Origin of the sequence: Pseudomonas paralactis (genome assembly GCF_001439735.1) — a bacterium.
Classification (GTDB): domain Bacteria; phylum Pseudomonadota; class Gammaproteobacteria; order Pseudomonadales; family Pseudomonadaceae; genus Aquipseudomonas; species Aquipseudomonas paralactis.
Genome location: NZ_JYLN01000009.1, coordinates 23,615 through 48,620 on the forward strand (window position 1 = coordinate 23,615; position 25,006 = coordinate 48,620).

The 25,006-nt window shown below is 61.0% G+C and carries 20 protein-coding genes; 5 read left to right on the top strand and 15 right to left on the bottom strand.

Going from position 1 to position 25,006, the window contains the following annotated elements; all coding sequences use genetic code 11:
* Positions 1 to 113: 113 nt before the first annotated feature.
* Together mprF and TX23_RS21090 are read left to right on the top strand one after the other, a co-directional pair.
* Positions 114 to 2,756 carry a bifunctional lysylphosphatidylglycerol flippase/synthetase MprF gene (gene mprF, locus TX23_RS21085; RefSeq protein WP_057703873.1) on the top strand — a complete coding sequence of 881 codons (2,643 nt, stop codon included), beginning with the start codon at positions 114 to 116 and terminating at the stop codon, positions 2,754 to 2,756.
* The gene (locus tag TX23_RS21090; RefSeq protein ID WP_057703874.1) at positions 2,756 to 4,036 is read left to right on the top strand and encodes a virulence factor family protein; all 1,281 of its coding nucleotides are present in this window, start codon (positions 2,756 to 2,758) and stop codon (positions 4,034 to 4,036) included. The genes mprF and TX23_RS21090 overlap by 1 nt, the downstream gene beginning before the upstream one ends.
* A gap of 135 nt (positions 4,037 to 4,171) precedes the next feature.
* Here TX23_RS21090 and recJ read toward each other — a convergent pair whose 3' ends face one another.
* Positions 4,172 to 5,881: a single-stranded-DNA-specific exonuclease RecJ gene (gene recJ / locus TX23_RS21095; protein WP_057703875.1), complete on the bottom strand. Its 1,710-nt coding sequence runs from the start codon at positions 5,879 to 5,881 to the stop codon at positions 4,172 to 4,174.
* 149 nt (positions 5,882 to 6,030) lie between these two features.
* The gene (locus tag TX23_RS21100; protein WP_057703876.1) at positions 6,031 to 6,573 is read right to left on the bottom strand and encodes a YaeQ family protein; all 543 of its coding nucleotides are present in this window, start codon (positions 6,571 to 6,573) and stop codon (positions 6,031 to 6,033) included.
* Between the two features lie 137 nt (positions 6,574 to 6,710).
* Here TX23_RS21100 and TX23_RS21105 point away from each other — a divergent pair, with 137 nt between their 5' ends.
* The gene (locus tag TX23_RS21105; RefSeq protein ID WP_057703877.1) at positions 6,711 to 7,910 is read left to right on the top strand and encodes a CaiB/BaiF CoA transferase family protein; all 1,200 of its coding nucleotides are present in this window, start codon (positions 6,711 to 6,713) and stop codon (positions 7,908 to 7,910) included.
* Between the two features lie 170 nt (positions 7,911 to 8,080).
* Here TX23_RS21105 and TX23_RS21110 read toward each other — a convergent pair whose 3' ends face one another.
* Entirely contained in the window at positions 8,081 to 8,365 is a 285-nt protein-coding gene (locus tag TX23_RS21110) for a DUF3509 domain-containing protein (protein ID WP_057704004.1), read from the bottom strand.
* 206 nt (positions 8,366 to 8,571) lie between these two features.
* Between TX23_RS21110 and TX23_RS21115 the strand changes: the two genes are divergently transcribed.
* Positions 8,572 to 9,234: a response regulator transcription factor gene (locus tag TX23_RS21115; RefSeq protein WP_057703878.1), complete on the top strand. Its 663-nt coding sequence runs from the start codon at positions 8,572 to 8,574 to the stop codon at positions 9,232 to 9,234.
* On the opposite strand, the gene TX23_RS21120 is transcribed toward TX23_RS21115, so the two are convergent.
* The 6 genes from TX23_RS21120 to xerD all read right to left on the bottom strand — a co-directional run bounded on the left by TX23_RS21120 (position 9,203) and on the right by xerD (position 19,018).
* The gene (locus TX23_RS21120) at positions 9,203 to 10,447 is read right to left on the bottom strand and encodes an EAL domain-containing response regulator (protein ID WP_057703879.1); all 1,245 of its coding nucleotides are present in this window, start codon (positions 10,445 to 10,447) and stop codon (positions 9,203 to 9,205) included. The two genes, TX23_RS21115 and TX23_RS21120, sit on opposite strands and share 32 nt — an antisense overlap.
* 182 nt (positions 10,448 to 10,629) lie before the next feature.
* The gene (locus tag TX23_RS21125) at positions 10,630 to 14,202 is read right to left on the bottom strand and encodes an ATP-binding protein (protein WP_057703880.1); all 3,573 of its coding nucleotides are present in this window, start codon (positions 14,200 to 14,202) and stop codon (positions 10,630 to 10,632) included.
* Positions 14,203 to 14,331: 129 nt separating this feature from the next.
* A complete protein-coding gene (gene thrC, locus TX23_RS21130) occupies positions 14,332 to 15,741 on the bottom strand; it encodes a threonine synthase (protein ID WP_057703881.1) in 1,410 nt (469 codons plus the stop codon).
* A 67-nt stretch (positions 15,742 to 15,808) separates the two neighbouring features.
* On the bottom strand, positions 15,809 to 17,113 hold the full coding sequence (locus tag TX23_RS21135) for a homoserine dehydrogenase (protein ID WP_057703882.1): 1,305 nt from the start codon (positions 17,111 to 17,113) through the stop codon (positions 15,809 to 15,811).
* A gap of 128 nt (positions 17,114 to 17,241) precedes the next feature.
* Entirely contained in the window at positions 17,242 to 17,973 is a 732-nt protein-coding gene (locus tag TX23_RS21140) for a thioredoxin fold domain-containing protein (RefSeq protein ID WP_005791088.1), read from the bottom strand.
* Between the two features lie 148 nt (positions 17,974 to 18,121).
* Positions 18,122 to 19,018 (bottom strand): site-specific tyrosine recombinase XerD, encoded by an 897-nt coding sequence (gene xerD, locus TX23_RS21145; protein WP_057703883.1) that lies wholly within the window; start codon positions 19,016 to 19,018, stop codon positions 18,122 to 18,124.
* A 107-nt stretch (positions 19,019 to 19,125) separates the two neighbouring features.
* Here xerD and TX23_RS21150 point away from each other — a divergent pair, with 107 nt between their 5' ends.
* Positions 19,126 to 20,934: a cation:proton antiporter gene (locus TX23_RS21150; protein WP_057703884.1), complete on the top strand. Its 1,809-nt coding sequence runs from the start codon at positions 19,126 to 19,128 to the stop codon at positions 20,932 to 20,934.
* Here TX23_RS21150 and TX23_RS21155 read toward each other — a convergent pair whose 3' ends face one another.
* The 6 genes from TX23_RS21155 to ffh all read right to left on the bottom strand — a co-directional run bounded on the left by TX23_RS21155 (position 20,935) and on the right by ffh (position 25,002).
* The gene (locus TX23_RS21155; protein ID WP_057704005.1) at positions 20,935 to 21,348 is read right to left on the bottom strand and encodes an acyl-CoA thioesterase; all 414 of its coding nucleotides are present in this window, start codon (positions 21,346 to 21,348) and stop codon (positions 20,935 to 20,937) included. It abuts the gene before it with no gap.
* An 81-nt stretch (positions 21,349 to 21,429) separates the two neighbouring features.
* Positions 21,430 to 21,780, bottom strand: a complete 351-nt coding sequence (gene rplS / locus TX23_RS21160; RefSeq protein WP_003175895.1) for a 50S ribosomal protein L19 — start codon at positions 21,778 to 21,780, stop codon at positions 21,430 to 21,432.
* 45 nt (positions 21,781 to 21,825) lie between these two features.
* Positions 21,826 to 22,599: a tRNA (guanosine(37)-N1)-methyltransferase TrmD gene (trmD, locus tag TX23_RS21165; RefSeq protein ID WP_153475158.1), complete on the bottom strand. Its 774-nt coding sequence runs from the start codon at positions 22,597 to 22,599 to the stop codon at positions 21,826 to 21,828.
* Entirely contained in the window at positions 22,581 to 23,117 is a 537-nt protein-coding gene (gene rimM / locus TX23_RS21170) for a ribosome maturation factor RimM (RefSeq protein WP_057703885.1), read from the bottom strand. The genes trmD and rimM overlap by 19 nt, the downstream gene beginning before the upstream one ends.
* A 5-nt stretch (positions 23,118 to 23,122) precedes the next feature.
* Entirely contained in the window at positions 23,123 to 23,374 is a 252-nt protein-coding gene (rpsP, locus tag TX23_RS21175) for a 30S ribosomal protein S16 (protein WP_003175899.1), read from the bottom strand.
* A gap of 251 nt (positions 23,375 to 23,625) precedes the next feature.
* Positions 23,626 to 25,002: a signal recognition particle protein gene (gene ffh, locus TX23_RS21180; protein ID WP_017736777.1), complete on the bottom strand. Its 1,377-nt coding sequence runs from the start codon at positions 25,000 to 25,002 to the stop codon at positions 23,626 to 23,628.
* Positions 25,003 to 25,006 lie beyond the last annotated feature (4 nt).

Sequence of the window (25,006 nt, forward strand, 5' to 3'; positions counted from 1 at the left end):
CGCAGTCGCCGCCCCCGGTGATCCGCGTTAATATTTGTAATTATTTTGTCCATAGGGATTGGTAACTTGGCTGGATACCCCCATCCTGTCGCGCACAATCCACGAGGTGATTGATGCGCGCCAACTCGTCTGAACCACAAGACACCGTCACAGCAGAACAACCGATCACGCCGACCCGTTTACGTTGGCTGGATTTGTTGAGCAAGTATCGCCAGCCCATCGGCCTGGCCGTCACGCTGCTGCTGTTTGCAATCGCCCTGATCGCCTGCCGCCATCTGCTGCTGGAGCTGGACCTCTACGCACTCCACGATTCGATTCTGGAAGTGCCCAAGCCAGCCTTGCTCGGTGCGTTTGCAGCGGCGGTTGCAGGCTTCATTATCCTGCTCGGTTACGAATTTTCCGGCGCACGCTATGCCGGGGTGAAGTTACCCGCCAGAACCCTGGCCCTGGGTGGCTTCACCGCCTTTGCCATCGGCAACGCCATTGGCTTGTCGATGCTCTCGGGCGGTTCGGTGCGCTACCGTTTATATGCCCGCCACGGCATCGGCGCATCGGAAGTGGCGCACATGACCGTGTTCGCCAGCCTCGCTCTGGGCTGCGCCCTGCCGCCGCTGGCCGCATTGGCGACGCTGAGCAATTTGCCGGCGGCTTCGACTTACCTGCATTTACCGCAAAGCCTGCTCGGGGGTGTTTCCGGCGCAGTATTAGTGCTGTCGGCCATGCTGTGCGTCGGCATCTATCGCCGCCGCCTGCCGGAACAACCCTACCCCGACAACCTGCTGGTCAAGGCCGGTCGCCGTACCCTGCGCCTGCCGGGCCGACGCCTGACCTTTCTGCAACTGATCATCACCGCCCTCGACGTGGCCGCCGCCGCTGGCGTCCTTTATATGCTGTTGCCGGAGGCACCGCCCTTCGGCCCGTTCCTGCTGGTATACCTGCTGGCCCTGGCCGCCGGCGTGCTTAGCCATGTGCCGGGGGGCGTGGGTGTATTCGAAGCGATCCTGCTGGCGGCCTTCGCCGACAAACTCGGTGCCGCGCCCCTGGCCGCCGCCTTGCTGCTGTACCGGATGATCTACGTGGTGCTGCCGCTGTTGATCGCCTGTGTGTTCCTGCTGGTCAACGAGGCCCAGCGCCTGTTCCAGACCCAACAGAGCCTGCGGGTAGCGTCGGGGCTGGCAGCGCCGGTATTGGCCGTCCTGGTTTTTTTGTCCGGCGTGGTCCTGCTGTTTTCCGGCGCCACGCCAGAGATCGACTCACGCCTGGAAAACATCGGCTTCCTGATTCCCCACCGCCTGATTGACGCTTCGCACTTTGGTGCCAGCCTGATCGGCGTGTTGTGCTTGCTGCTCGCCCAGGGCCTGCGTCGACGTTTGTCGGCGGCCTGGATGCTGACCATGGTGTTGCTGCTGGTGGGCGCCCTGCTCTCGCTGCTCAAGGGTTTCGACTGGGAAGAAGCCAGCCTGATGACCATGACCGCGGTGCTGCTGGCGATCTTTCGCCGCTCGTTCTACCGCGCCAGCCGCTTGACCGAACTGCCGTTTTCGCCGCTGTACCTGGTGGCCAGTGTCTGCGTGCTCGGCGCTTCGATCTGGCTGCTGCTGTTCGCCTATCAGGATGTGCCTTACAGCCATCAACTGTGGTGGCAGTTCACCCTCGACGCCAACGCCCCGCGCGGCTTGCGCTCGTTGCTGGGTGCCGCGGTGCTGCTGGTGATCGTGTCGCTGACCTGGCTGCTGCGCACGGCGCGCCCGGTCATCCACTTGCCGACCCCGGAAGAACTGGAGCGCGCCAGCAAGATCCTGATGGCCTCGTCCCAACCCGACGGCGGCCTGGCGCTCACCGGCGACAAGGCCCTGCTGTTTCACCCCAACGATGAAGCCTTCCTGATGTACGCTCGTCGCGGGCGCAGCCTGGTGGCCTTGTACGACCCGATCGGCCCGACCCAGCCGCGCGCCGAGATGATCTGGCAGTTCCGTGACCTGTGTGACATCCACCACGCCCGCCCAGTGTTCTACCAGGTACGCGCCGAGAACCTGCCGTACTACATGGACATCGGCCTCACCGCGATCAAACTGGGTGAGGAAGCCCGGGTCGATCTGAAACGCTTTGACCTTGAAGCCAAGGGCAAAGAGATGAAGGATTTGCGCTACACCTGGAACCGTGGCACCCGCGACGGCCTGTCCCTGGAAATCTTCGAACCCGGCCAGGCGCCGATGGATGAATTAAAAGTCATCTCCGATGCCTGGCTTACAGGTAAGAATGTGCGCGAAAAGGGCTTCTCTCTGGGCCGTTTCAGCGACGACTACCTCAAGCACTTTCGTATTGCGATCATTCGCTTTGAAGGGCGCCCGGTAGCCTTCGCCAACCTGCTTGAGACTTACAATCACGACCTGGCCAGCCTTGACCTGATGCGCGCCCACCCCGACGCGCCCAAGCTGACCATGGAATTCATGATGGTAGGCCTGATTCAACATTATAAGAGCCACGGCTACGCCCGCTTCAGCCTCGGCATGGTGCCGTTGTCGGGCTTGCAACCGCGCCGTGGCGCACCGCTGACCCAGCGCCTGGGTTCGATGGTGTTCCGCCGTGGCGAGCAACTGTATAACTTCCAAGGTTTGCGCCGCTTCAAAGACAAGTTCCAGCCCGACTGGGAACCCCGTTACATGGCCGTGCCCGCAGGACTTGATCCGCTGGTGGCACTGGCCGATACCGCCGCCCTGATCGCGGGCGGCTTGACTGGATTGGTGAAACGCTGATGATTCGACGCTCCTGGCGGTATGTATTGGCCTTTGTAGTGCTGCTTGCGCTGATCGCGGCGGGTGGCTTTTGGTACTGGAACCGCCCTGCCCCGCAACCGACCCTGGAGCAATTGCCCCAGGCCGACGGCTCGGTAATGACCCGCGTCACCCCCGCAAGCGCCGCCAAAGCCCGTGTGGCCGTGGCCGTGCTGGCCGACGAAGCCCTGACCGACAGTCAGCTGGTTGCCCTGAGCCAGGGCGGCGCAGCGCAAATCGTTCAAGTGATCCTGCCCAAGGATGACTGCAAGCTGCAGGAACAAGCCCTGCAAGGCGCCCTGGCGCAGCTCAAAGGCCCGGCAACCCTGGTCAGCGGCATCGGCCCTGGCGCTGCGCTCGCCTGGCGCTGGCTGGCCACTCAGAATGATGACAAGGCTAACGCGATCTCCGTGGGCTTTGCCCTGAAACAGGAAGGCTGCAACGACCCGCTGCCCAAAGCCTCTGCCCACGGCAACTGGCTGGTGGCGTGGAACGACAACCCGGACGATGAAAGCGCCAGCTTCGTACGTGACACACCGCGTGCCACCACCAGCATCAGCGACTACGACATTCATTACCCGCAAGTGCTGAACAACGAACTGCGCAAGCAACTGGTCGGTTCGGACAACGGCGGCCTGGCGATTCCGGTGGTAGAAGTGCCTGCCGGGCAAGCCAAGGACACCGTGACCCTGTTCCTCTCCGGTGACGGCGGCTGGCGTGACCTGGACCGCGACGTGGCGGGCGAGATGGCGAAGATCGGCTACCCGGTGGTCGGCATCGACACCCTGCGCTACTACTGGCAGCACAAGACGCCGGAGCAAAGCGCCAAGGACCTCACCGAACTGATGCAACACTACCGGCAGAAATGGGGCACCAAGCGCTTCGTGCTGACCGGTTACTCGTTCGGCGCCGACGTACTGCCGGCGATCTACAACCGTATGCCAGAGAACGAACAGCAACGGGTAGACGCGATCATCCTGCTGGCCTTCGCCCGCACCGGCAGCTTTGAAATCGAAGTGGAAGGCTGGCTGGGCAACGCCGGCAAAGAAGCCGCCACCGGCCCGGAAATGGCCAAGCTGCCGCCTGAAAAAGTCGTGTGCATCTACGGTGCCGAAGAAGTCGACGAGAGTGGCTGCACCGACAAGACCGCCGTGGGCGAAGCCATGAAGCTGCCGGGCGGGCATCACTTCGATGAAAACTACCCGGCGCTGGCCAAGCGGTTGGTGGATATCATCGTCAAGCATCAGGCCAAAGCCGAATAACTCCAGCTTAACCCAAGACCCAATGTGGGAGCGGGCTTGCCCGCGATAGCGCTGGCGCAGTCACAGTAGCGTTGACTGACACTCCGTCATCGCGGGCAAGCCCGCTCCCACAGTGGTACGTGGTGTTGATGAAAACTAGCGCGGTTCGATGTGCGCAATCATCAGTTGCACCGTCTCATTGCCACGAAACTCATTCACATCCAGCTTGTAGGCCAATTCCACCCAACGCACCGTCGGGTTTGGCCACACTTCGCGGTCCACACCAAAGGCGATGCCATCGAGCTTCACCGACCCGCATTCGCTCTTGAGCACCACTTTCAAATGCCGCTCACCCACCACCCGCTGCTCCACCAACTGGAACACGCCGTGAAACAACGGCTCCGGAAAGTGCTGCCCCCATGGGCCGGCATGGCGCAGAGCGCGGGCCAGTTCCAGGTGAAACTCTTCCACCGCCAGGGTACCGTCTGAAAGCAGGCGGCCGGTGAGGTCTTCTTCGCGCAGTTGCCGACGCACTTCGGCATCAAAGGCTTGCGCAAACAACGGGAAGTTGGCCTCGGGCAAGGTCAGCCCCGCCGCCATGGCGTGGCCGCCGTACTTGGTGATCAGGTTGGGGTGCTGGCTGGCGACGACCGCCAGCGCATCGCGGATATGAAAGCCTTGCACCGAGCGTCCAGAGCCCTTGAGCAGTCCGTCGCCGGCGTCAGCAAAGGCAATGGTCGGGCGGAAGTAACGTTCTTTCATGCGCGAGGCGAGGATACCGATCACCCCCTGGTGCCACTCCGGGTCGAACAGGCACAAACCGTAGGGCATCGACTCCACCGGCAAGTCCTTGAGCTGGGCCAGGGCCTCGCGCTGCATGCCTTGTTCAATGGATTTACGGTCCTGGTTCATGCCGTCCAGTTGCGCGGCCATTTCCCGTGCGGCGCCAGCGTCGGTGGTGAGCAGGCATTCGATGCCCAGGCTCATGTCATCCAGGCGTCCGGCGGCATTCAGGCGCGGGCCGAGGATAAAACCCAGGTCGGTGGAGGTGATACGCGCATGATCACGCTTGGCCACTTCCAGGATTGCCTTGATGCCCGGCCGCGCACGACCGGCACGAATACGCTCCAGGCCCTGGTGGACGAGAATACGATTGTTGGCGTCCAGCGGCACCACGTCGGCAACGCTGCCCAGGGCCACTAGATCAAGCAGTTCACCGATGTTCGGCTGGGGTTTGTTGTCATACCAACCCAGGCTGCGCAAGCGTGCGCGCAGGGCCATCAGCACGTAAAAGATCACGCCGACACCGGCCAGGGCCTTGCTGGGAAACGTACAGCCCGGCTGGTTCGGATTGACGATGGCGTCGGCGGCCGGCAGTTCATCGCCGGGCAAGTGGTGGTCGGTGACCAGCACCTGCAACCCCGCCGCTTTCGCCGCCGCCACGCCTTCGACACTGGAGATACCGTTGTCCACGGTAATCAGCAATTGCGGCTCGCGCTGCAACGCCACCGCGACAATTTCCGGCGTCAGGCCGTAGCCGTATTCGAAGCGGTTGGGCACCAGGTAGTCGACATGGGCCGCACCGAGCAATCTCAGGCCCAGGGTGCCCACGGTGCTCGCCGTGGCGCCGTCGGCATCGAAGTCACCGACGATCAGGATACGCTGGCGCTGCTCCAGGGCGGTCACCAGCAAGTCCACGGCCGCGTCGATCCCCTTGAGCTGCTGGTAGGGAATCAACCGCGCCAGGCTCTTGTCCAGCTCGGCCTCCGACTGCACCCCGCGTGCGGCGTAAAGGCGGGTCAACAGCGGCGGCAGTTCACCGAGAAAAGGCAGGACGGCGGGCAAAGGGCGGGGATCGATACGCATACGGTGGTGATAACTTCTCTTTAATCATTGTAGGAGCGAGCTTGCTCGCGAAGGTGGTTAACGATGACGCGTGTGCCTGGGTGATCGTGGTGCCCTGGAGTTTTTCGCGAGCAAGCTCGCTCCTACAGGGAGCCGGGTTCAGCCAAGGTTTAACCGCGCTCGCCGACCAGCCATTGCAGTTGCACTTCATGCTGGCCACGGTCATCGGTCACAAAGATCGTGCCTTCGCTGATCATCACGTCCCACTTGATGACGCGGGGCATGTCCTTGGCCAGGGTCTCCAACACTTCCTGGGGCACGGCAGCGATATGTACGTTTTTCAGGTTGTTGGCCACCGGCACCACCTTGCCTTCCCACACGCGCAGGCTGCCATAGGCCAGCAGGCTGGTGCGTTCGGTGCGGCGCGAGCACCAGGTCAGGCGGTCGGCATCCGGCTGGCCGACTTCGATCCAGTGCAAAACCCGATCATCCAGGCTTTTTTCCCACAGGGCCGGTTCGTCTACATCCGACAGGCCACGCCCGAACGCCAACTGCTCGCTGTACCAGAGGGCGTAGGCCAGCAGGCGCACGGTCATGCGCTCTTCGGTTTCCGAAGGGTGGCGGGCGATGGTCTGTTTGACGCTCTCGTACACCGAGCGGTCGAGGTCGGTGAGGTTGAGTTCGAATTTGTAGGTCGTGGACGGCTGGGCCATGAACGGGCTTCTAAAGACAAGGAAAGGCGGCCAGTCTAACCGATGGCGAGGGCATTGAACGAATACTGCGCTGCATCCGGGCGGCTCGCCTATGTTAAAAAGCAGGACATCATCGTCCCGCGCTTGTAAGGATCCCCATGTCGCTCACTGCCAAACCACTTGCCGGCCTGAAAGTCATCGAACTGGGCACCCTGATCGCCGGCCCGTTTGCCTCACGCATTTGCGCTGAATTCGGTGCCGAGGTGATCAAGGTCGAATCCCCGGACGGCGGCGACCCGCTGCGCAAATGGCGCAAGCTGTATGAGGGCACCTCGCTGTGGTGGTTCGTGCAGGCCCGTAACAAGCAGTCGCTGACCCTCAACCTCAAGCACCCCGACGGCCTGGCGATCCTCAAGCAACTGCTGGCCGACGCCGACATCCTGATCGAAAACTTCCGCCCCGGGGTGCTGGAAAAACTCGGCCTGAACTGGGAAACCCTGCACGCCCTCAACCCCAAGCTGGTGATGGTACGCCTCTCGGGTTTCGGCCAGACCGGGCCGATGAAAGACCAGCCGGGGTTTGGCGCAGTGGGTGAGTCCATGGGCGGCTTGCGCTATATCACCGGCTTCGAGGACCGCCCGCCGGTGCGCACCGGGATTTCCATCGGCGATTCGATTGCCGCGTTGTGGGCAGTGATCGGCGCGCTGATGGCGCTGCGTCACCGCGAAGTCAACGGCGGCTTGGGCCAGGTGGTGGATGTGGCGCTGTATGAAGCCATCTTCGCCATGATGGAAAGCATGATCCCCGAGTTCGATGTGTTCGGTTTTATCCGTGAGCGCACCGGCAACATCATGCCCGGCATCACCCCGTCCTCGATCCACACCACCGCAGACGGCAAGCATGTGCAGATCGGCGCCAATGGCGATGCGATCTTCAAGCGCTTCATGGCAACCATCGGCCGCGACGACTTGGCGAACGACCCGCAGTTGGCCAGTAATGACGGGCGCGACAGCCGCCGCGACGAGCTGTACGGCGTGATCGACCGCTGGGTTAACTCGCTGCCCTTGGAGCAGGTGATAGAGCAACTGAACAAAGCCGAAGTGCCCGCCAGCCGTATCTACAGCGCCGAAGACATGCTGGGCGACCCGCAATTTCTGGCCCGGGAAATGTTCCTCAAGGCCAAGCTCCCGGACGGCAAGGACTTCAAGATGCCGGGCATTGTGCCCAAGCTCTCGGACACACCGGGCAGCTGTGAATGGGTGGGCCCGCAATTGGGTGAGCACAACACTGTGCTGCTCAATGCGCTGGGTTACGACGCCGCAGCTATTGCTCGCCTGCGCGAGAATGGCGCGATCTGAGAATCGCGGGCAAAAAGAAACCCCGAGCAGTGGGGAGACAACTCGGGGTTAAACGTGGCCTTAAAAAGGCACGCACAGCAAGCGACAAACACCGGAGCACAATGATTGCTCTTGCTGTTACGGACTCTGACTGACCGCCGCGTAGGAAGGTTCCGAAGAAAAATAATGTTTCATGCCAGTGCGCCGCCACGGGTTTGGGCAGCGTTACGCAAGGCGGCAATGACCGAGGGTTCCAGGCGCCCTTCGGCGATTTTCACGTCGCGCAGCAGGCAATCCACGACATCCACCAGCGCGCGTTTGTCGGCCAATTGCGCGCGATCGACTTCGCGTTCTACCACAATGGCGCCGCCGGGGTTCTTTACGGTTACCAGGCAGTCTTCCCGCATACCAGAAGTGGTCAGCGTAACCTGATAAGGGCTCAGTGCTTCACTGAGCAATAGGTGGATACTTTCCATCTCGATCACCACTCAATCATTCGAAAAAGGTTCGAAAAACAAAAATGTCACGAAGAGGCTGACATTCAAGTGACCCGTGCTCAAAGCAGAAAGTTCTACCTTTTATGTAATCCACTGCTTGAGGAAAACGAGCATGCACGGAAAAGATGACAGAGAAAAAACACACCTTCACACGCTAGAATCCCTGGACTACCTGGGAGCCTGCCTTGAGAGCTGCGTCTGAACCGCCTTTGCGTATCGTCATTGCCGACGATCATCCGATTTTCCTGATTGGCCTGCGCGCAGTGCTTGAGCGTGACCCGCACATCAGCATCGTCGGGGAGGCCAACTCGCCACAGGCCCTCAATGCGTTACTGCAAGACGGTGCCTGCGATGTGCTGGTGACCGACTTTATGATGCCCTCCGAGCCCCACGCCGACGGGTTGCGCCTGATCGAGCAACTGCGCCGACGCTTTCCGCAGCTGCCGATTGTGGTGGTCACCATGCTCAACAATGCCGGTTTGTTTCATTCGATTCTGGCATTGGGCGTAATGGGCTTGCTGAGCAAGGCCAGCCTGGCCGATGAACTGCCCCAGGCGATTGGCCAGGTGCGCCAGCAACGCACCTACGTGGCCCAGACCATTCGCCAGGCGCTGAGCCTGGCCGGGGAAGTCGGCGCCGATCGCCTGCACTCCCAGGAGCATCTGTCACCCCGGGAGCTGGAGGTGATTCGCCTGTTGGCCACGGGCATGACGGTGGGCCAGATCGCCGCGCACCTGCATCGCAGCAAGCAGACCGTCAGTGCGCAAAAAGTCAGCGCCATGCGCAAACTGGGACTGGCCAATGATGCCGCGCTGTTTATTTATGTGCAGGAACACGGGCTGGCCTAGCCTGGAACGCGATCCATTGCTTGAGCGCCTCGGCCTCCATCGGCCGGGCAATGAAACAGCCTTGCAGCCACGCCGCCCCCAGTTCACCCACGGCGTGATAATCGGCAGCGCTTTCAACCCCGGTGACCACCACGGCGATATCCAGACGCGCGGCCATGCTCATGGCCCCCGCCACCACTGCTGCCTTGCGATCGTCACCGGCCATCCCGCAGGCAAACGCCGGGGGGATTTTCAGTTCGGTAAAGGGCAATTCCAGCAAATGCTGCAAGCTGGTGCCGCCCATGCCGAAATCCCCGATGGACAACTGGCAGCCCAGCATCCGCAGGCGCAGCAAGCCGGTGAGGTGGGCACTGTCGGTTTTCAGCGTTGAGGTTTCCACCAGCTCCAGCGTCAGGCTATGGGCAGGTATGCCGTGAAGTTGCAGCAGGCCCTGCAATATCTGGGGAAAGTGCGTGCGCTCAAGCATACGTCCGGGAATGTTCACCGCCACCGGCAGCACCTGGCCGGTCTCGCCCATGACCTGGTTGGCCAGGCCCAGTGCCTGTTCCAGCACATGCCAGGTAAAGGCCTCTTCCATGCCGGCAAACTCCAGCACCGGCAGGAACTCATCGGGCAGCAGCAATTGAGCTTCCGGCAACTGCCAGCGCGCCAAGGCCTCCACCCCTTGCAACACCCCGGCCTGGCTGACGATGGGTTGATACCAGACCCTGCCGCAGGCCGCGATGGTCGCCTGGCTGACATCCGCCGACGGCGGCAGTTGCTCCCTGGTGTTCAACCCCAGCAACTGGCGCACACGCTCCCAGGACAGCGCCGCTGGCCCCGGCCGCAAATGCCTCTGGCAGTCAGCCAACACTTGCCCGATCAGCGTTGCCGAGGCTGGCTTGGGCAAACACGCCAGCACGTTGAGGCCCAATTGCCGCGCCATATTCGCCACGCCTTCGAGCACATCGGGTTCGGCATTGCTGAGCAGGACCAACACCTGGGCCAAACGATGCTCGGCCAGCTCACGGATCAACTCCAGGCCATCGCCGCGCTCCAGGTACAGATCGCAGATGGCGATATCCACCGGCCCTTTACTGTCCAGGGACTGACGGGCCGTTTCGACATCTTCTGCGGTCAGCACATTGAACACACCGTTGGCATTGAGCATCTGGTGCAGTGCCATCAGCTGAAACGGGTTGTCTTCGAGGATCAGTACATTGAGAGAGCGCATGGGTCATGGAGTCGATACTGGGAAAAGTCCCCCACAGTAGCCATAAGCCGCGAAGCACCCCATAGGACGCGTCCGAAATGAGTCGCCTGTAGGAGCGAGCTTGCTCGCGAAAAACGTCAACGATAACGTGTGTTCCCTGAATAGACGCGGCGCCTGTGAGGTTTTCGCGAGCAAGCTCGCTCCTACAAGTCCAGATAAGGCTGCAGGTCGCGACGAAACGCCTTGAGCACCTCGGACAACCTCAACCACGGCTGCTCAAGCTCAGCCCCACGCTGTTCTCGCGCGCATTGCTCAAGCGCCACACAAGCCTTGGCCAACGGCAACGCATCCACCAGCGAGCAAATGCCCTTGAGGCGATGCAACGCCGCATTCAAGCGCGCCACATCACGCTCGGCCAGGGCGCTGGCCAACACCTCATGTTCGTGGTCCAGGCTTTTGGCCAGTTCCTGCAACATGCTGTGCAGCACCGGCCCATCGGCCTGGGTCATGGTACGCAGGGCCTGGATATCGAATGAACGCTGCGGCGCCACCTGCGCCAGCACGCGGGTCCAGTGCTCCAGGGTCACCGGCTTGACCAGCAGTTCATCCATCCCCGCATCCTCGCAGCGTCGTTGTTCATCTTTCATTGCGTTCGCCGTGCAACCGATCAACGCACAACGGGGCCGATGCTCTTGGGCTTCGATACGCCGGACCGCCTCGCTCAGGGCATAGCCGGACATACCCGGCATCTGGCAATCGGTCACCAGCACGTCAAAACGCTGCTCACGCCAGCGCTGCAAGGCGGCCTCGGCCGAATCCAGGGCGATCACCTGATGCCCCAGAAACTGCAACTGCTGCGCCAGCACCAGACGGTTGGCGGCCAAATCATCCACCACCAGCACCGACAGGCTGCGACCTGCAGCAGGCAAGGCTGGTGCAGGCGTGGCCGGCACATCGTCGGTGCTGACCCGATCAAGACGCAGGTCGATGCACACCTCGGTGCCCTCACCCACCACGCTTGCCAGGTGAATGCGACCGCCCATCAATTCCACCAATTGCTTGCAGATACTCAGGCCCAGCCCGGTGCCGCCATGCTCCGCTGCGGTCAATGCGCTCACTTGAGTAAATGGCTTGAACAGCCGCGGCTGCTGCTCGGCGCTGATGCCTGGGCCACTGTCCTCGACGCACAGGTGCAGGTATTCGTTATTGGACTCATCCCGCTGGCAGGTGACGCTGAGCCGCACCCCGCCCTGCTCGGTAAACTTCAGCGCATTGCCCAGCAGGTTGTGCATCACCTGGCGTAAACGCAGCGGATCGAACCAGTAATAGCCCTTGGCTGCCGGATCAAACGCCAGGGTCAAATGCAGGCCTTTTTTTTGCGCCGTGGCTTCGAACAGGCGCTGGATGCCTTCGAAAAAGCTCTTTAATTCGGTGGTTTGCGGTACCAGTTGCAGGTGACCGGCTTCGATCTTGGCCAGGTCCAGGCTGTCGCCCATCAGCGCGATCAGCTCGCGCGCCGAACGATGGGCCACCTGCAAGGCTTCAGAGACGGGCTGGCCGCTGGCAAGGCAGCGTTCCTGCTCCAGTTCGAGCAACCCGATGATAGCGGTCATAGGTGTACGAATCTCATGACTCAATGCAGAAAGAAATGCACTTTTGGCGTAGTTGGCTTCGTCGGCAGCCTGGCGGGCATCCATCAATTGGTGCTCCAGGTCTTTGCGTTCGTTGATATCGATCCAGCCACCCAGCAGCCCCTGCAAGCGGCCCTGAGCATCGAAGAACGGCACCGTCCATTGGTAAACGTGAAAGCTGCCGCCGTTGAACTCCAGCTCGCGATCGACAAACAACGACTCTTGCGTGGCCAATTGTTCCATATGGCCGGCGTGCAGGCGCGCCGCTGTGGCCTCAGGCATTACCCCACTCTCCATCAGCGTCAGCCCCTGAATCAGCTCAAGCCGGGTCGCCAGTTGCTGTTCATAGCTTTTGTTGCAGGTCACCAGCCGCCCGGCCAGGTCACGCACGAACAGCGAGTTGGGCATACCGTCGAGCAACGCGCGTTTAAACGCCAATTGGTCATTGAGCCGCTGCTCGGCTTCCAGCCGCTGACGAATCTGACGCTTGAGCCGGCTGTTCCACACCAGCGACACCAGCACAAACAGCAGCGCCGTGGCCACCGTCCAATACGCCCAGGGGGGCACCCGTTGCCAGGCTGGCACCGGAATCGCCACAGCACCGATCCAGCGCAGGCGCAGTGCGCTCAGCTCGGCCACCGGCAAGGCTTCCAGGGCCTTGTTGAGGATACTCAGCAGTTCAGGCTGGTCCTTGCGTACCGACAGGCAATTGGATGACCACTTGCCGTCGACGCTGCGGCCGATACGCAAACCCTCCTGGGAGTAACTCTGTACCTCCACTTCGGTTTGCAGCGTGGCAGCGGCCTCGCCCCGTTGCACCAGTTCACGGGCCTGGGCGTAATTGTCTACCAGGCGCAGCTTGATCTGCGGGTGCATCTGGCGGACGTAACTCTCCAGCACATGGCGCGCCGGCAGCGCCAGAACCTTACCGTCCAGCTGCTTCAAGCCCGTCAGCGGCGTGGCGTCGGCGCGCTCCACGAACACCCAGCCGGAGCCGCCAAAGCCATGGCTGAAGTCGAGCAGCGCCCTGCGCTCCTGATTCGACGCCAGGGTGGTGTTCATCTGCGCCCTGCCGGTTTCCAGCCATTCCAGGGTTTGCGCGGTGGAGTGCACCTCTTCGAAGACAAACTGCAAACCGGTCATGCGCGAAATGCGGTGCAGCAGGTCGACATTCAAACCCACCCAGTGGCCGTCCTTATCCCTGAAGATATAGGGCGACATTTGCTGGGCCACCACTACCACATGGGGATGCTGCAACAGCCAGGTGCGCTCCGCGGCGGACAACTCTACGCGCTCACCGCGAAAGCCGACGCCAAGCCCTGTCGTCCAGCGGCCCAGGATCTCCCGCTGTACCGACTCGTCAATGCTCGCCAAGGCGCGGTTCATCATCGCCCCCAGCAATGGATCGGCCTGGCGGGTGGCAAAGGCAAAGCCGATGGGCGCCAGCCGGCTTTGTTCCTTGATCTGCAACCCCAGGTAAGGCCGCAGCGATTTGTAGGCCCGCACAATCACTTCATTGCCGATAAACGCATCGGCATCCCCTTGCTTGAGCGCTTCCAGGCCGCTGTAGAGGTTGGGTGCGAGCATGATGTGACTATCGGGGTAAGCCGCCTGCACGTTGTGCACATTGGCGTAGCCATCAAGCAATACGACTTTCTTGCCCGCCAGGTCATCCTCTTGAAACTCATCACGACGCAGCACCACCACCGACCGGTCGGGCATGTAGTCCTGGGTGAACTGCAAGCCGGGCACATCGCGCTCGTAGCCGTTGGCGCTGGTCAGAATATCGATGGCCCCGCTGCGCAACGCCTCGACCGCCTGGGCCCGCTCGGCAAAGCCCAGCACCTGCATCGGCACCTGCAAGCGTGCGCCGACCAGGCTCAGGTAATCGGCACTGATGCCCTGATAGCGGTTGCGGTCGCGGGTGATATCGATCGGCTGATAGTCATCAATGGAGATACCCACCTTCAACGTCCGATGGGTCGCCAGCCACTGCTGCTCTGCGGGCGCCAGGGGCAAAGGCTCAAGCGGGATAAACGCCGGCACCAGCTTGAAGGGCAGGCTGACGGCCGCCAGGCTTACCGGTAGTTGGGTGAGCCACAGCACGCACATCAGCCGCACTGTCCATTGAATCAAAACCTGCACCGATTTAGCTTCCTTGATTGGGCGAAGGGACAAGTATGGCTCGCCAAAATAAAAAAGCCCGTCACGAGGACGGGCTTGGCCGACTGCAAAAAAGCTAACTGCCGGATGTAATCTGACCAACTGTGGAAATCAGAGCGGCTTGCCGCGGTTACCGTGCTGGCTGACAAACGCCTGCACCGCCTTCAGGTCATTGGCCAACACGGTGCAGCGCTCTTCACGCTCGAACAGGTCGGCCAGGTGCTCCGGCAATTGCAGTGCCTTGCCAACACCGGCTTTCTCCACCGCTTCGGGGAATTTGACCGGGTGTGCCGTGCCGAGGATCACCATCGGAATATCCAGGCTGCGGCGGCATTCGCGCGCAGCTTTCACGCCGATGGCCGTGTGGGGGTCGAGCACTTCGCCGGTCTCGGCGTAGACTTGCGCGATGGTTTCGCAGGTCTGCGCGTCGTCCACGGCCAGGGAATCGAACAGCTTGCGGGTTTCGGTCCAGCGCTCTTGCTCGACGCTGAAACCACCACCTTGCTTGAAGCTGTTCATCAACTCGGCCAGGGCTGCGCCGTTGCGACCGTGCATGTCGAACAGCAGGCGTTCGAAGTTCGACGAGACCATGATGTCCATGGATGGCGACAGCGTGGCGTGCAAGGTTTCCTTCACATACTGGTTGCCGCTCATGAAGCGGTGCAGGATGTCGTTGCGGTTGGTGGCAACGATCAACTGGTTGATCGGCAAGCCCATATTGCGTGCCAGGTAACCAGCGAAGATGTCGCCGAAGTTGCCGGTCGGCACCGAGAACGACACCGAACGCGCCGGGCCGCCCAACTGCAGCGATGCATGGAAGTAGTAGACGATCTGGGCCATGATCCGCGCCCAGTTGATCGAGTTCACCGCCACCAGGCGTGTGCCCTTGAGGAAGCTTTGGTCAGCGAAGCTGTTCTTGACCATTTCCTGGCAGTCATCGAAGTTGCCTTCGATGGCGATGTTGTGGATGTTCTCGCCGAAGAGGGTGGTCATCTGGCGACGCTGAACTTCCGACACGCGCTTGTGCGGGTGCAGGATGAAGATGTCGACGTTTTCGCAGTGCTTGCACCCTTCGATAGCCGCCGAGCCGGTATCGCCGGAGGTGGCGCCGATGATCACCACGCGCTCGCCGCGCTTTTCCAGCACGTAGTCGAGCAGGCGACCGAGCAGTTGCAGGGCGAAGTCCTTGAACGCCAGGGTCGGGCCGTGGAACAGCTCCAGTACCCACTCATTGCCGTTCAGTTGGCGCAGGGGCGCGATGGCGTTGTGGGAAAACACGCCATAGGTTTCTTCCAGAATCTTCTTGAAGTCCGCATCCGGAATGCTGCCGGTGACGAACGGGCGCATCACTCGGAAAGCCAGCTCGTGATACGGCAGGCCGGCCCAGGAGGCGATTTCTTCCTGGGTGAAGCGTGGCAGGTTTTCCGGCACATACAGGCCGCCGTCGGTGGCAAGGCCTGCCAGCAGAACGTCTTCGAAATTCAGGGCCGGTGCCTGGCCGCGGGTGCTGATGTAACGCATGACTGGCTCCTCTAAAACATTCTCGAACAGGGGCCGCCGAATGGACGGGGCCCCTGGAACAAATCGGTTAGTTCAAGTGTTCGACGCGAATCCGCACCACCGGGCCGACCACGCCTTGCAGGGCTTCGAGGGCGTGGATGGCATCGTTGATGTGCTGTTCGAGCACGCGATGGGTCAGCAGGATCATCGGCACCTGGCCGTTTTGCTCCTCGACTTCCTTCTGCATGATCGACTCGATGTTGATACCGCGCTCCGACAGGATGCTGGCGACCTGGGCCAGCACGCCCGGATGGTCCTGGGCCTGGATACGCAGGTAGTAGGCACTTTCGCAGGCTTCGATCGGCAGGATCGGGTGGGCCGACAGCGAGTCCGGCTGGAAGGCCAGGTGCGGCACGCGGTTTTCCGGGTCGCTGGTCATGGCGCGAACCACGTCCACCAGGTCGGCGATTACCGACGAAGCGGTCGGCTCCATGCCGGCACCGGCGCCGTAGAACAGGGTGGAACCGGCGGCGTCGCCGTTGACCATCACCGCGTTCATCACGCCATTGACGTTGGCGATCAGGCGGTCGGCCGGGATCAGCGTCGGGTGCACACGCAATTCGATACCGGCCGGGGTGCTGCGCGCCACGCCCAGGTGCTTGATGCGGTAGCCCAGGGCTTCGGCGTAGTTCACGTCGGCGGTGGTCAGCTTGGTGATGCCTTCGGTGTAGGCCTTGTCGAACTGCAGCGGAATACCAAAGGCGATGGACGCCAGGATGGTCAGCTTGTGGGCCGCGTCGATGCCTTCCACGTCGAAGGTCGGGTCGGCTTCGGCATAACCCAGGGCCTGGGCTTCGGCCAGCACGTCTTCGAAGGTACGGCCCTTCTCGCGCATTTCGGTGAGGATGAAGTTACCGGTGCCGTTGATGATACCGGCGACCCAGTTGATGCGGTTGGCGGACAGGCCTTCACGGATCGCCTTGATCACCGGGATACCACCGGCCACCGCGGCTTCGAACGCCACGATCACGCCCTTCTCGCGAGCCTTGGCGAAGATCTCGTTGCCGTGCACGGCGATGAGCGCCTTGTTGGCGGTGACCACGTGCTTGCCGTTCTCGATGGCCTTGAGCACCAGCTCGCGGGCCACGGTGTAGCCGCCTACCAGCTCGATAACGATATCGATCTCAGGGTTGGTGGCCACGGCGAACACATCGTTGGTAATCGCAATACCGGTCGTTTCGAACTGAGGCTTTGGCGAACGCATGGCAATTTGCGCCACTTCAATCCCGCGACCTGCGCGGCGGGAAATTTCTTCAGCGTTACGCTGAAGTACGTTGAAGGTACCGCCACCGACGGTCCCTAACCCACAGATGCCTACTTTGACCGGTTTCACTGAAGAACTCCCCATGAAACGGCCGACGCTAGGTCGGCCGTGAAAACAGCCGCACAACTGCGGCTCTCAATTAATGACCCGCCGACAGTTCGGCGAGTCATGATCGTCAAAGGCTCAACGATAAATGCTTACTTGGCACCCAGTGCCAGTTTGGCAACTTGCGGCGCCGGCTGGTAGCCCGGAATCACCTGGCCGTCGGCCAAAACGATGGCCGGTGTACCGTTCACACCAATGGACTGGCCCAGGGCGAACTGCTTGGAAACCGGGTTGGCGCATTTGGCCGACTTGATTTCCTTGCCATCGACCATCTTGTCCATGGCCGCTTTTTTGTCGGCCGAGCACCACACCGCCTGCAACTGCTCGTCACCCGGCGAACCCAGGCCCTGGCGCGGGAAGGCGACGTAGCGCACTTCCACGCCCAGCTTGTTCAACGCCGGAATTTCGGCGTGCAGCTTGTGGCAGTACGGGCAGGTGGTGTCGGTGAATACGGTGATGTGGGTCTTGGTCTCGCCGATGGCCGGGTACACCACGGTTTCAGCCACCGGGATACCGTTGATCAGCTTGGACACGCCCAGGCGCTCGGCCTTCTCGGTCAGGTTGACCGGCTTGCCGTCCTTGAGCTGGAACAGGTAGCCCTGGACGATGTACTGGCCATCGGCACTGGCGTACAGCACACGGCTGCCCTTGAGCTTGACTTCATACAGGCCGGCCATGGGGCTGGCGCTGATGCTTTCGATCGGGGTATCGAGCGCCAGGTTGGCCAGGCTCTTGCGAATGGTCTGCTCGGCCGCATCATCGGCGACAGCAAAGGTGGAAACCAACGCAATGGCTGCGGCGGCAATAATCTGGGTCAAGCGCATGGGAACTCCTGAAGGCAGAGGCAGGGACGGGAGCGGAATACTGATCTGGAACACAACGGGTGCCGTCCCCTTTGCGAACCGGCAAAGCCTACCACAGTTGGGCGGGAGGGCAGACCGCGACAGGTAAAATGGGCCATTTCTGACGGTTTTATCCGCGCGGGTGATGCTTGGCGTGCATATCCTGCAAACGTGCGCGTGCCACATGGGTGTAGATCTGGGTTGTGGATAAGTCGCTGTGGCCGAGCAGCATCTGTACCACGCGCAAATCCGCGCCATGGTTGAGCAAATGGGTAGCGAACGCATGACGCAGGGTGTGAGGCGACAGGGCCTTGCCGATCCCGGCCACTTTGGCCTGGTGCTTGATGCGGTGCCAGAAGGTCTGGCGGGTCATCTGCTCGCCGCGCAGGCTGGGGAACAGCACGTCGCTGGGGCGCCCGCCGAGCAATTCGTGGCGCGCATCGCGCATGTAGCGCTCAACCCACACAATCGCCTCCTCACCCATGGGCACCAGCCGCTCCTTGCTGCCCTTGCCCATTACGCGCAATACGCCCTGGCGCAGGTTAACCTGCTCCAGCGTCAGGCTGATCAGTTCGGTCACGCGCAGGCCGCAGGCGTAAAGCACTTCCAGCATGGCGCGATCGCGCTGGCCGATGGCTTCACTGAGATCCGGCGCAGCCAACAGAGCATCCACGTCAGCTTCCGACAAAGATTTAGGAAGAGGCCTACCTAATTGCGGCATATCGATTTGTAGAGTGGGATCGGTCGCAATGAGCTTTTCCCGCAGCAGGTAGCGATAAAAGCCGCGCACGCCGGACAGGAATCGTGCGGTGGAGCGTGGTTTGTAGTTCTGCTCAAGGCGCCACGCCAGATGATCGAGGATCAGCTCGCGCCCGGCGTTGATCAATTCAAGGTTTTTCTCCTGCAACCAGCCATTGAACAGGGCCAGGTCGCTGCGATACGCCTGGCGCGTGTTGTCCGACAGGCCTTTTTCCAGCCAGAGGGCGTCAAGGAAACGGTCGATCAAAGGGTGGTCGATGGCGGGCATGGGTACTCAAGGCAGCGCAGGATGGGGACTGCGCGAATTATTTAGTGAACTGTGGCAAGGGCCGCTAGTCTTTCATAGCCCGCTACTTCAAGGAACAGGAAGCTTCAATGAATGAACAACAGATTTTGCTGGCCTTTGGCGGCATTGGAGTGGCGGCATTGGGTTGCCAATGGCTGGCGTGGCGGCTCAAGCTGCCGGCGATCCTGTTTCTGTTATTGACGGGTATTTTGGCGGGGCCGGTACTGGGCTGGCTCGACCCGCAGGAGATGTTCGGCCCTCTGTTAATGCCGTTGGTGTCCCTGGCCGTGGCGTTGATCCTGTTCGAAGGCAGCCTGACCCTGCACCTGTCGGAATGGAAGGAAATCGGCAGCGTGGTGCATCGCCTGGTCACGGTCGGTGCCCTGTCGACTTGGGCGGTGATCACCCTGGCCACGCACTGGCTGCTGGGTTTTGACTGGATGCTCGCGCTGCTGTTCGGCACGCTGACCCTGGTGACCGGGCCAACCGTGATCGTGCCGATGCTGCGCGTGGTACGCCCCAAAGCCTCCATCGCCAATATCCTGCGCTGGGAAGGCATCGTCATCGACCCGATCGGCGCGCTGTTGGCGGTGGTGGTTTACAGCTTCATCATTGCCCGGGCTTCGGGCGATGGCTTGAGCCATAGCCTGCTGACCTTTGGCGGCGTCATCCTCTGCGGCAGCCTGTTCGGGATCGCCGGCGGCTGGGTACTGGGGCAGATCATGCGCCGCCAGTGGTTGCCGGAATACCTGCATAACCTGGCGACGCTGGCGGGTGTGCTGGGCATCTTCATTGCCGCCAACCAGGTGATGCATGAGTCCGGCCTGCTGGCGGTCACGCTGATGGGCATGTGGATGGCGAACATGAAGGGTGTGGATGTAAGACACATCCTGCACTTCAAGGAAAACCTCAGCGTGTTGCTGATTTCCGGGCTATTCATCCTGCTGGCGGCGCGCCTGGACCTGAATGCCTTGATCGCCCTGGGCCCATTCGTGCTGATTCTGCTGGTGATCATCCAGTTTATTGCCCGCCCGCTGAACGTGGCGCTCTCGACCTTCGGCTCCGGACTGAACTGGCGCGAGCGTGCACTGCTGGCCTGGATCGCGCCACGGGGCATTGTGGCGGCGGCGGTGTCGGCGATCTTTGCGATCCGCCTGGATGAGGCGGGTCATGAAGGCGCGTTATTGCTGGTGCCGCTGACCTTTGCGGTGATCATCGGCACCGTGGTGCTGCAAAGTGCCACGGCGCGCCCCTTGGCGCGCTTGCTCAAAGTCGCCGAGCCTGCGCCCAGCGGTTTCCTGATCGTGGGCGCAAACGGCCCGGCGCGGGCACTCGGCAAGGCATTGCAGCAATTGGGCAGCCGGGTGTTGCTGACGGATTCAAGCTGGGAAAACATCCGCGCCAGTCGCATGGAGGGCCTGCCGACCTACTTCGGTAACCCCGCCTCCCAACATGCCGAGTCGCATCTGGACCTGGTCGGCCTGGGGCATTTGCTTGCGCTCTCCCCGTCCGGCGAGTTGAACGCCTTGGCGACCATGCGTTTTCGCCATGATTTCGGCCAGCGACTGTTCGCCCTGGCCAGCAGCCAGGAAAACCGTCGCACCGACAAACACAAGGCCAGCCACGAACACCGCGGCCACCTGTTGGGTAGCCAACCCCTGAGCTATACCAAACTGGCAAGCCTGCTGGGCCAGGGTGCCGAGCTATATAGCACCAACCTCACCGATGGCTTTGGCTGGGAGCAGTACCAGGCGTTGCACGGCGAGCGCGCCACCTTGCTGTTTGCCCGGGACACCAGCGGCTGGGTGCATGTGGTCACGCCCGAGAGCAGCCTGAAGCCCGTGGCCGGCTGGACCCTGCTGGCGGTGATTCAACCGCAAAACAGTACCACCGAGTAATCAGTCGGCAAACCCAGGCAATACCGGTACAGGGCGTTTGTCCGCGTCAATCGCGACGAAGCTGAACACGCCCTGGATCGCCTTTTCACGGCCATCGGCGCTCATGCTCTCGACGAACACTTCAACCTCGACCTTGAGGCTGGTGTTGCCGACCTTGATCACGCGACCGATCAGCTCAACGATGGAACCGGCCGGGATCGCGTGATTGAAGTCGATACGGTCGGTGGAGACCGTCACCAAAGGCAAGCGACAAAAGCGCGTGGCGGTGATGAACGACACTTCGTCCATCCATGCCAGGGCAGTGCCGCCGAACAGGGTGTTGTGATGGTTGGTGGTAGGCGGGAACACGGCCTTGGTCACGTGGGTGACGGACAGGTCGGTGCGGCGCTGGATTTCTTCGAAACGGGTGGTCATGGTCAATACCGACAAATGGACAAATTTCAGGCACAAAAAAGCAGCCCGTAGGCTGCTTTTTTCTGCATCGGGAAGCTGGACTTAAGCCAGTTTTTCCTTGATGCGAGCTGCTTTACCGGACAGGTCACGCAGGTAGTACAGCTTGGCTTTACGTACGTCACCGCGACGCTTAACGGCCATGCTGTCGATCTGCGGGCTGTAGGTCTGGAAAGTACGCTCTACGCCAACACCGTTGGAGATTTTACGAACAGTGAAAGCACTGTTCACACCACGGTTACGCTTGGCGATTACCACGCCTTCGAACGCTTGCAGACGCGAACGGTCGCCTTCCTTCACTTTCACCTGAACGACAATGGTGTCGCCCGGGGCAAAGGTAGGGATCTCTTTGGTCATCTGCTCTGCTTCGAGTGCAAGGATGATTTTGTTAGTCATGCTGTGCTCCTAAGGTAAGTCAATGGACCTACCATCGATACGTTGTTAACTATCGTCCCGCGCGAGGATGTATTCCTCGAGCAGCTTCTTCTCTTCTCCAGAAAGCGAGCGGCTTTCCAGAAGATCGGCGCGTCGTTCATAGGTCCGACCAAGGGACTGCTGTAAACGCCAACGCCGGATGTGTGCGTGATTGCCACTTAGCAATACGTCGGGAACACGCTGATCCACATACACCTCCGGACGGGTGTAGTGCGGGCAATCCAGCAAACCATCCGTGAAGGAATCTTCCTCCGCGGAGTCCGCATGCCCTAAAGCTCCGGGCAGCAGTCGTGTAACCGCATCTATCAGGACCATCGCCGGCAGCTCGCCGCCAGACAGGACATAGTCCCCAATCGACCACTCTTCATCGACATGAGCTTCAATAAAACGCTCGTCAATGCCTTCATAGCGACCGGCAATCAGGATCAAACTTTCCTCATTCGCCAGTTCGCGTACCGCCGCCTGTTTCAGCTGACGGCCTTGAGGGGACAGGTAAATTACCTTCGCCTTCTCCCCGGCGGCTGCCTTGGCCTGAACCAACGCATCTTCCAGGGGCTTGATCTTCATCACCATGCCCGGGCCACCGCCAAATGGGCGATCGTCCACAGTGTGATGTCGATCCGTCGTGTAGTCTCGCGGGTTCCAACAGGTGAGCTGCAACAGCCCCTGTTTCACCGCCCGACTGGTGATACCGTACTCGCTGATGGCGGAAAACATCTCGGGAAACAAACTGATCACTTCAATGCGCAAATTAGCCACGCTTAGAAGTCCGCGTCCCATTCCACCTTCATCTCGCCCGCTGCCAGGTCGACTGCCAACACGCATTGCTCGGTATAGGGCAACAGGCGTTCGCGATCATCCAGGCTGCCAGCGCAAGGCTTGACCACCATTACATCATTGGCGCCGGTTTCCAGAAGATGATCGATGTTCCCCAGCAATTGCCCGAGTTGATCAATAACCTTCAGACCTTCCAGCTGGTACCAGTAGTACTCGCCGTCGGTCAATTCAGGGAACAGGTTGCGCGGCACGCAGATCTCGTAACCGGCCAGAAGACGAGCTTCTTCACGATCATCAAGACCCTTGAGCTTTGCGACCAGGAACTTGTCGCTCCCGCGTCCACTGACCAGCTCGACCTGTTTCACGCTGCCTTCGCGCTTGAGCGTCCAGGTTTTGTACTGCAACAGGTTTTCAGTCGGATCAGTAAAGGAATACACCTTCACTTCGCCGCGAACGCCATGAACAGAATAAATCTTGCCGATAACGATCAAATCATCAGCAACAGCTGGCGTCGCGTTCATATTGCTCAGGCTGCGGCCTTAGCCGAGTCCTTCAACAGTTTTGCAACGCGCTCGGATGGCTGTGCGCCAACGCTCAGCCAGTAGGCTACGCGCTCTTGGTTCACGGACAGACGAACTTCTTGACCACGAGCAACAGGGTTGAAGAAACCAACCTGTTCCTTGTGCGAACCGTCACGCGGGTTGCGGCTGTCGGTTACGGTCAAGTGGTAAAACGGGCGCTTTTTGGAGCCGCCAAGGGCAAGACGGATTGTTAGCATGTGAACATCGTTCCTGTAGTCGGTGCTGCAAATCTAAATGCACAGCGGGCATAGGTGCCCGAAAGGCCGCATATTCTAAGGAATATCCGGACTTTTGCAAATGTCTTTTTCTGGCGCCTATCAGCGTGCCATTCAGATCTGCCATAGAGCCGTCGGTTAAAACGGCGAGTCAGCGCCCGCCAACGGCGGGTTTGCTGGAGATCCCACATCCCTGTGGGTCGGAGCGCAAGCAAGGCTTACGCTCGAATACTTTACATTTTAGGCATGCCGCCGCCGGGCAACATACCGCCCATGCCGCGCATCATCTTGGCCATACCGCCCTTGGCGGAGAATTTCTTCATCATCTTCTGCATCTGCTTGTGTTGCTTGATCAAGCGACCGATGTCCTGCACCTGGGTGCCGGAACCCATGGCAATCCGGCGCTTGCGCGAACCGCTGATCAGCTCAGGGTCGCGGCGCTCGGCCGGGGTCATGGAGTTGATGATGGCTTCCATCTGCTTGAACTGCTTCTCTGCCGCGCCCTGGGCGTTGCCCATCTGCGCCAGGTTCACACCGCCGATGTTGGGCAGCTTGTCCATCAGGCCGCCGAGGCCGCCCATGTTCTTCATCTGTTGCAGCTGGTCGCGGAAGTCTTCAAGGTCGAAGCCCTTGCCCTTCTTCAGCTTCTTGGCCAGCTTGTCGGCCTTGTCCTTGTCGAGTGTGGCTTCGGCCTGCTCGATCAGGCTGAGCACGTCACCCATGCCAAGGATACGCGAGGCGATACGCTCGGGGTGGAACGGTTCGAGCGCTTCGCTCTTCTCGCCCATACCGATGAACTTGATCGGCTTGCCAGTAATGGCACGTACCGACAGCGCGGCACCGCCACGGGCGTCACCGTCGACCTTGGTGAGGATTACGCCGGTCAGCGGCAGTGCGTCACCAAAGGCCTTGGCGGTGTTGGCCGCATCCTGGCCGGTCATGGCGTCGACCACGAACAGCGTCTCGACGGGGTTGATCGCGGCATGCAGCGCCTTGATCTCGCCCATCATCTCTTCATCGATGTGCAGGCGACCGGCGGTATCGACGATCACCACGTCGATGAACTTGAGCTTGGCTTCTTTAATAGCCGCGTTGGCGATGTCGACCGGCTTCTGGCTCAGGTCGGACGGGAAGAAGGTCACGCCCACTTCGCCCGCGAGCATTTCCAACTGCTTGATGGCCGCCGGACGGTACACGTCGGCCGACACCACCATCACGGATTTCTTCTTGCGCTCTTTAAGGAAACGCGCCAGTTTGCCGGCGGTGGTGGTTTTACCCGCACCTTGCAGACCGGCCATCAGCACGACGGCTGGCGGCACGGCGCTGAGGTTCAGGTCTTCGTTGGCCGCGCCCATCAGGCTTTCGAGTTCGGCCTGGACGACCTTCACGAAGGCCTGGCCCGGGGTCAGGCTGCGGGACACTTCGGTGCCGACCGCGCGCTCCTTGACCGAGTTGACGAAGTCCTTCACCACCGGCAAGGCCACGTCGGCCTCCAGCAACGCCATGCGCACTTCACGCAGGGTGTCTTTAATATTGTCCTCGGTCAGCTTGGCCTTGCCGGTAACGTGGCGCAGCGTCTGCGAGAGACGGTCAGTCAAGTTTTCAAACATGCGC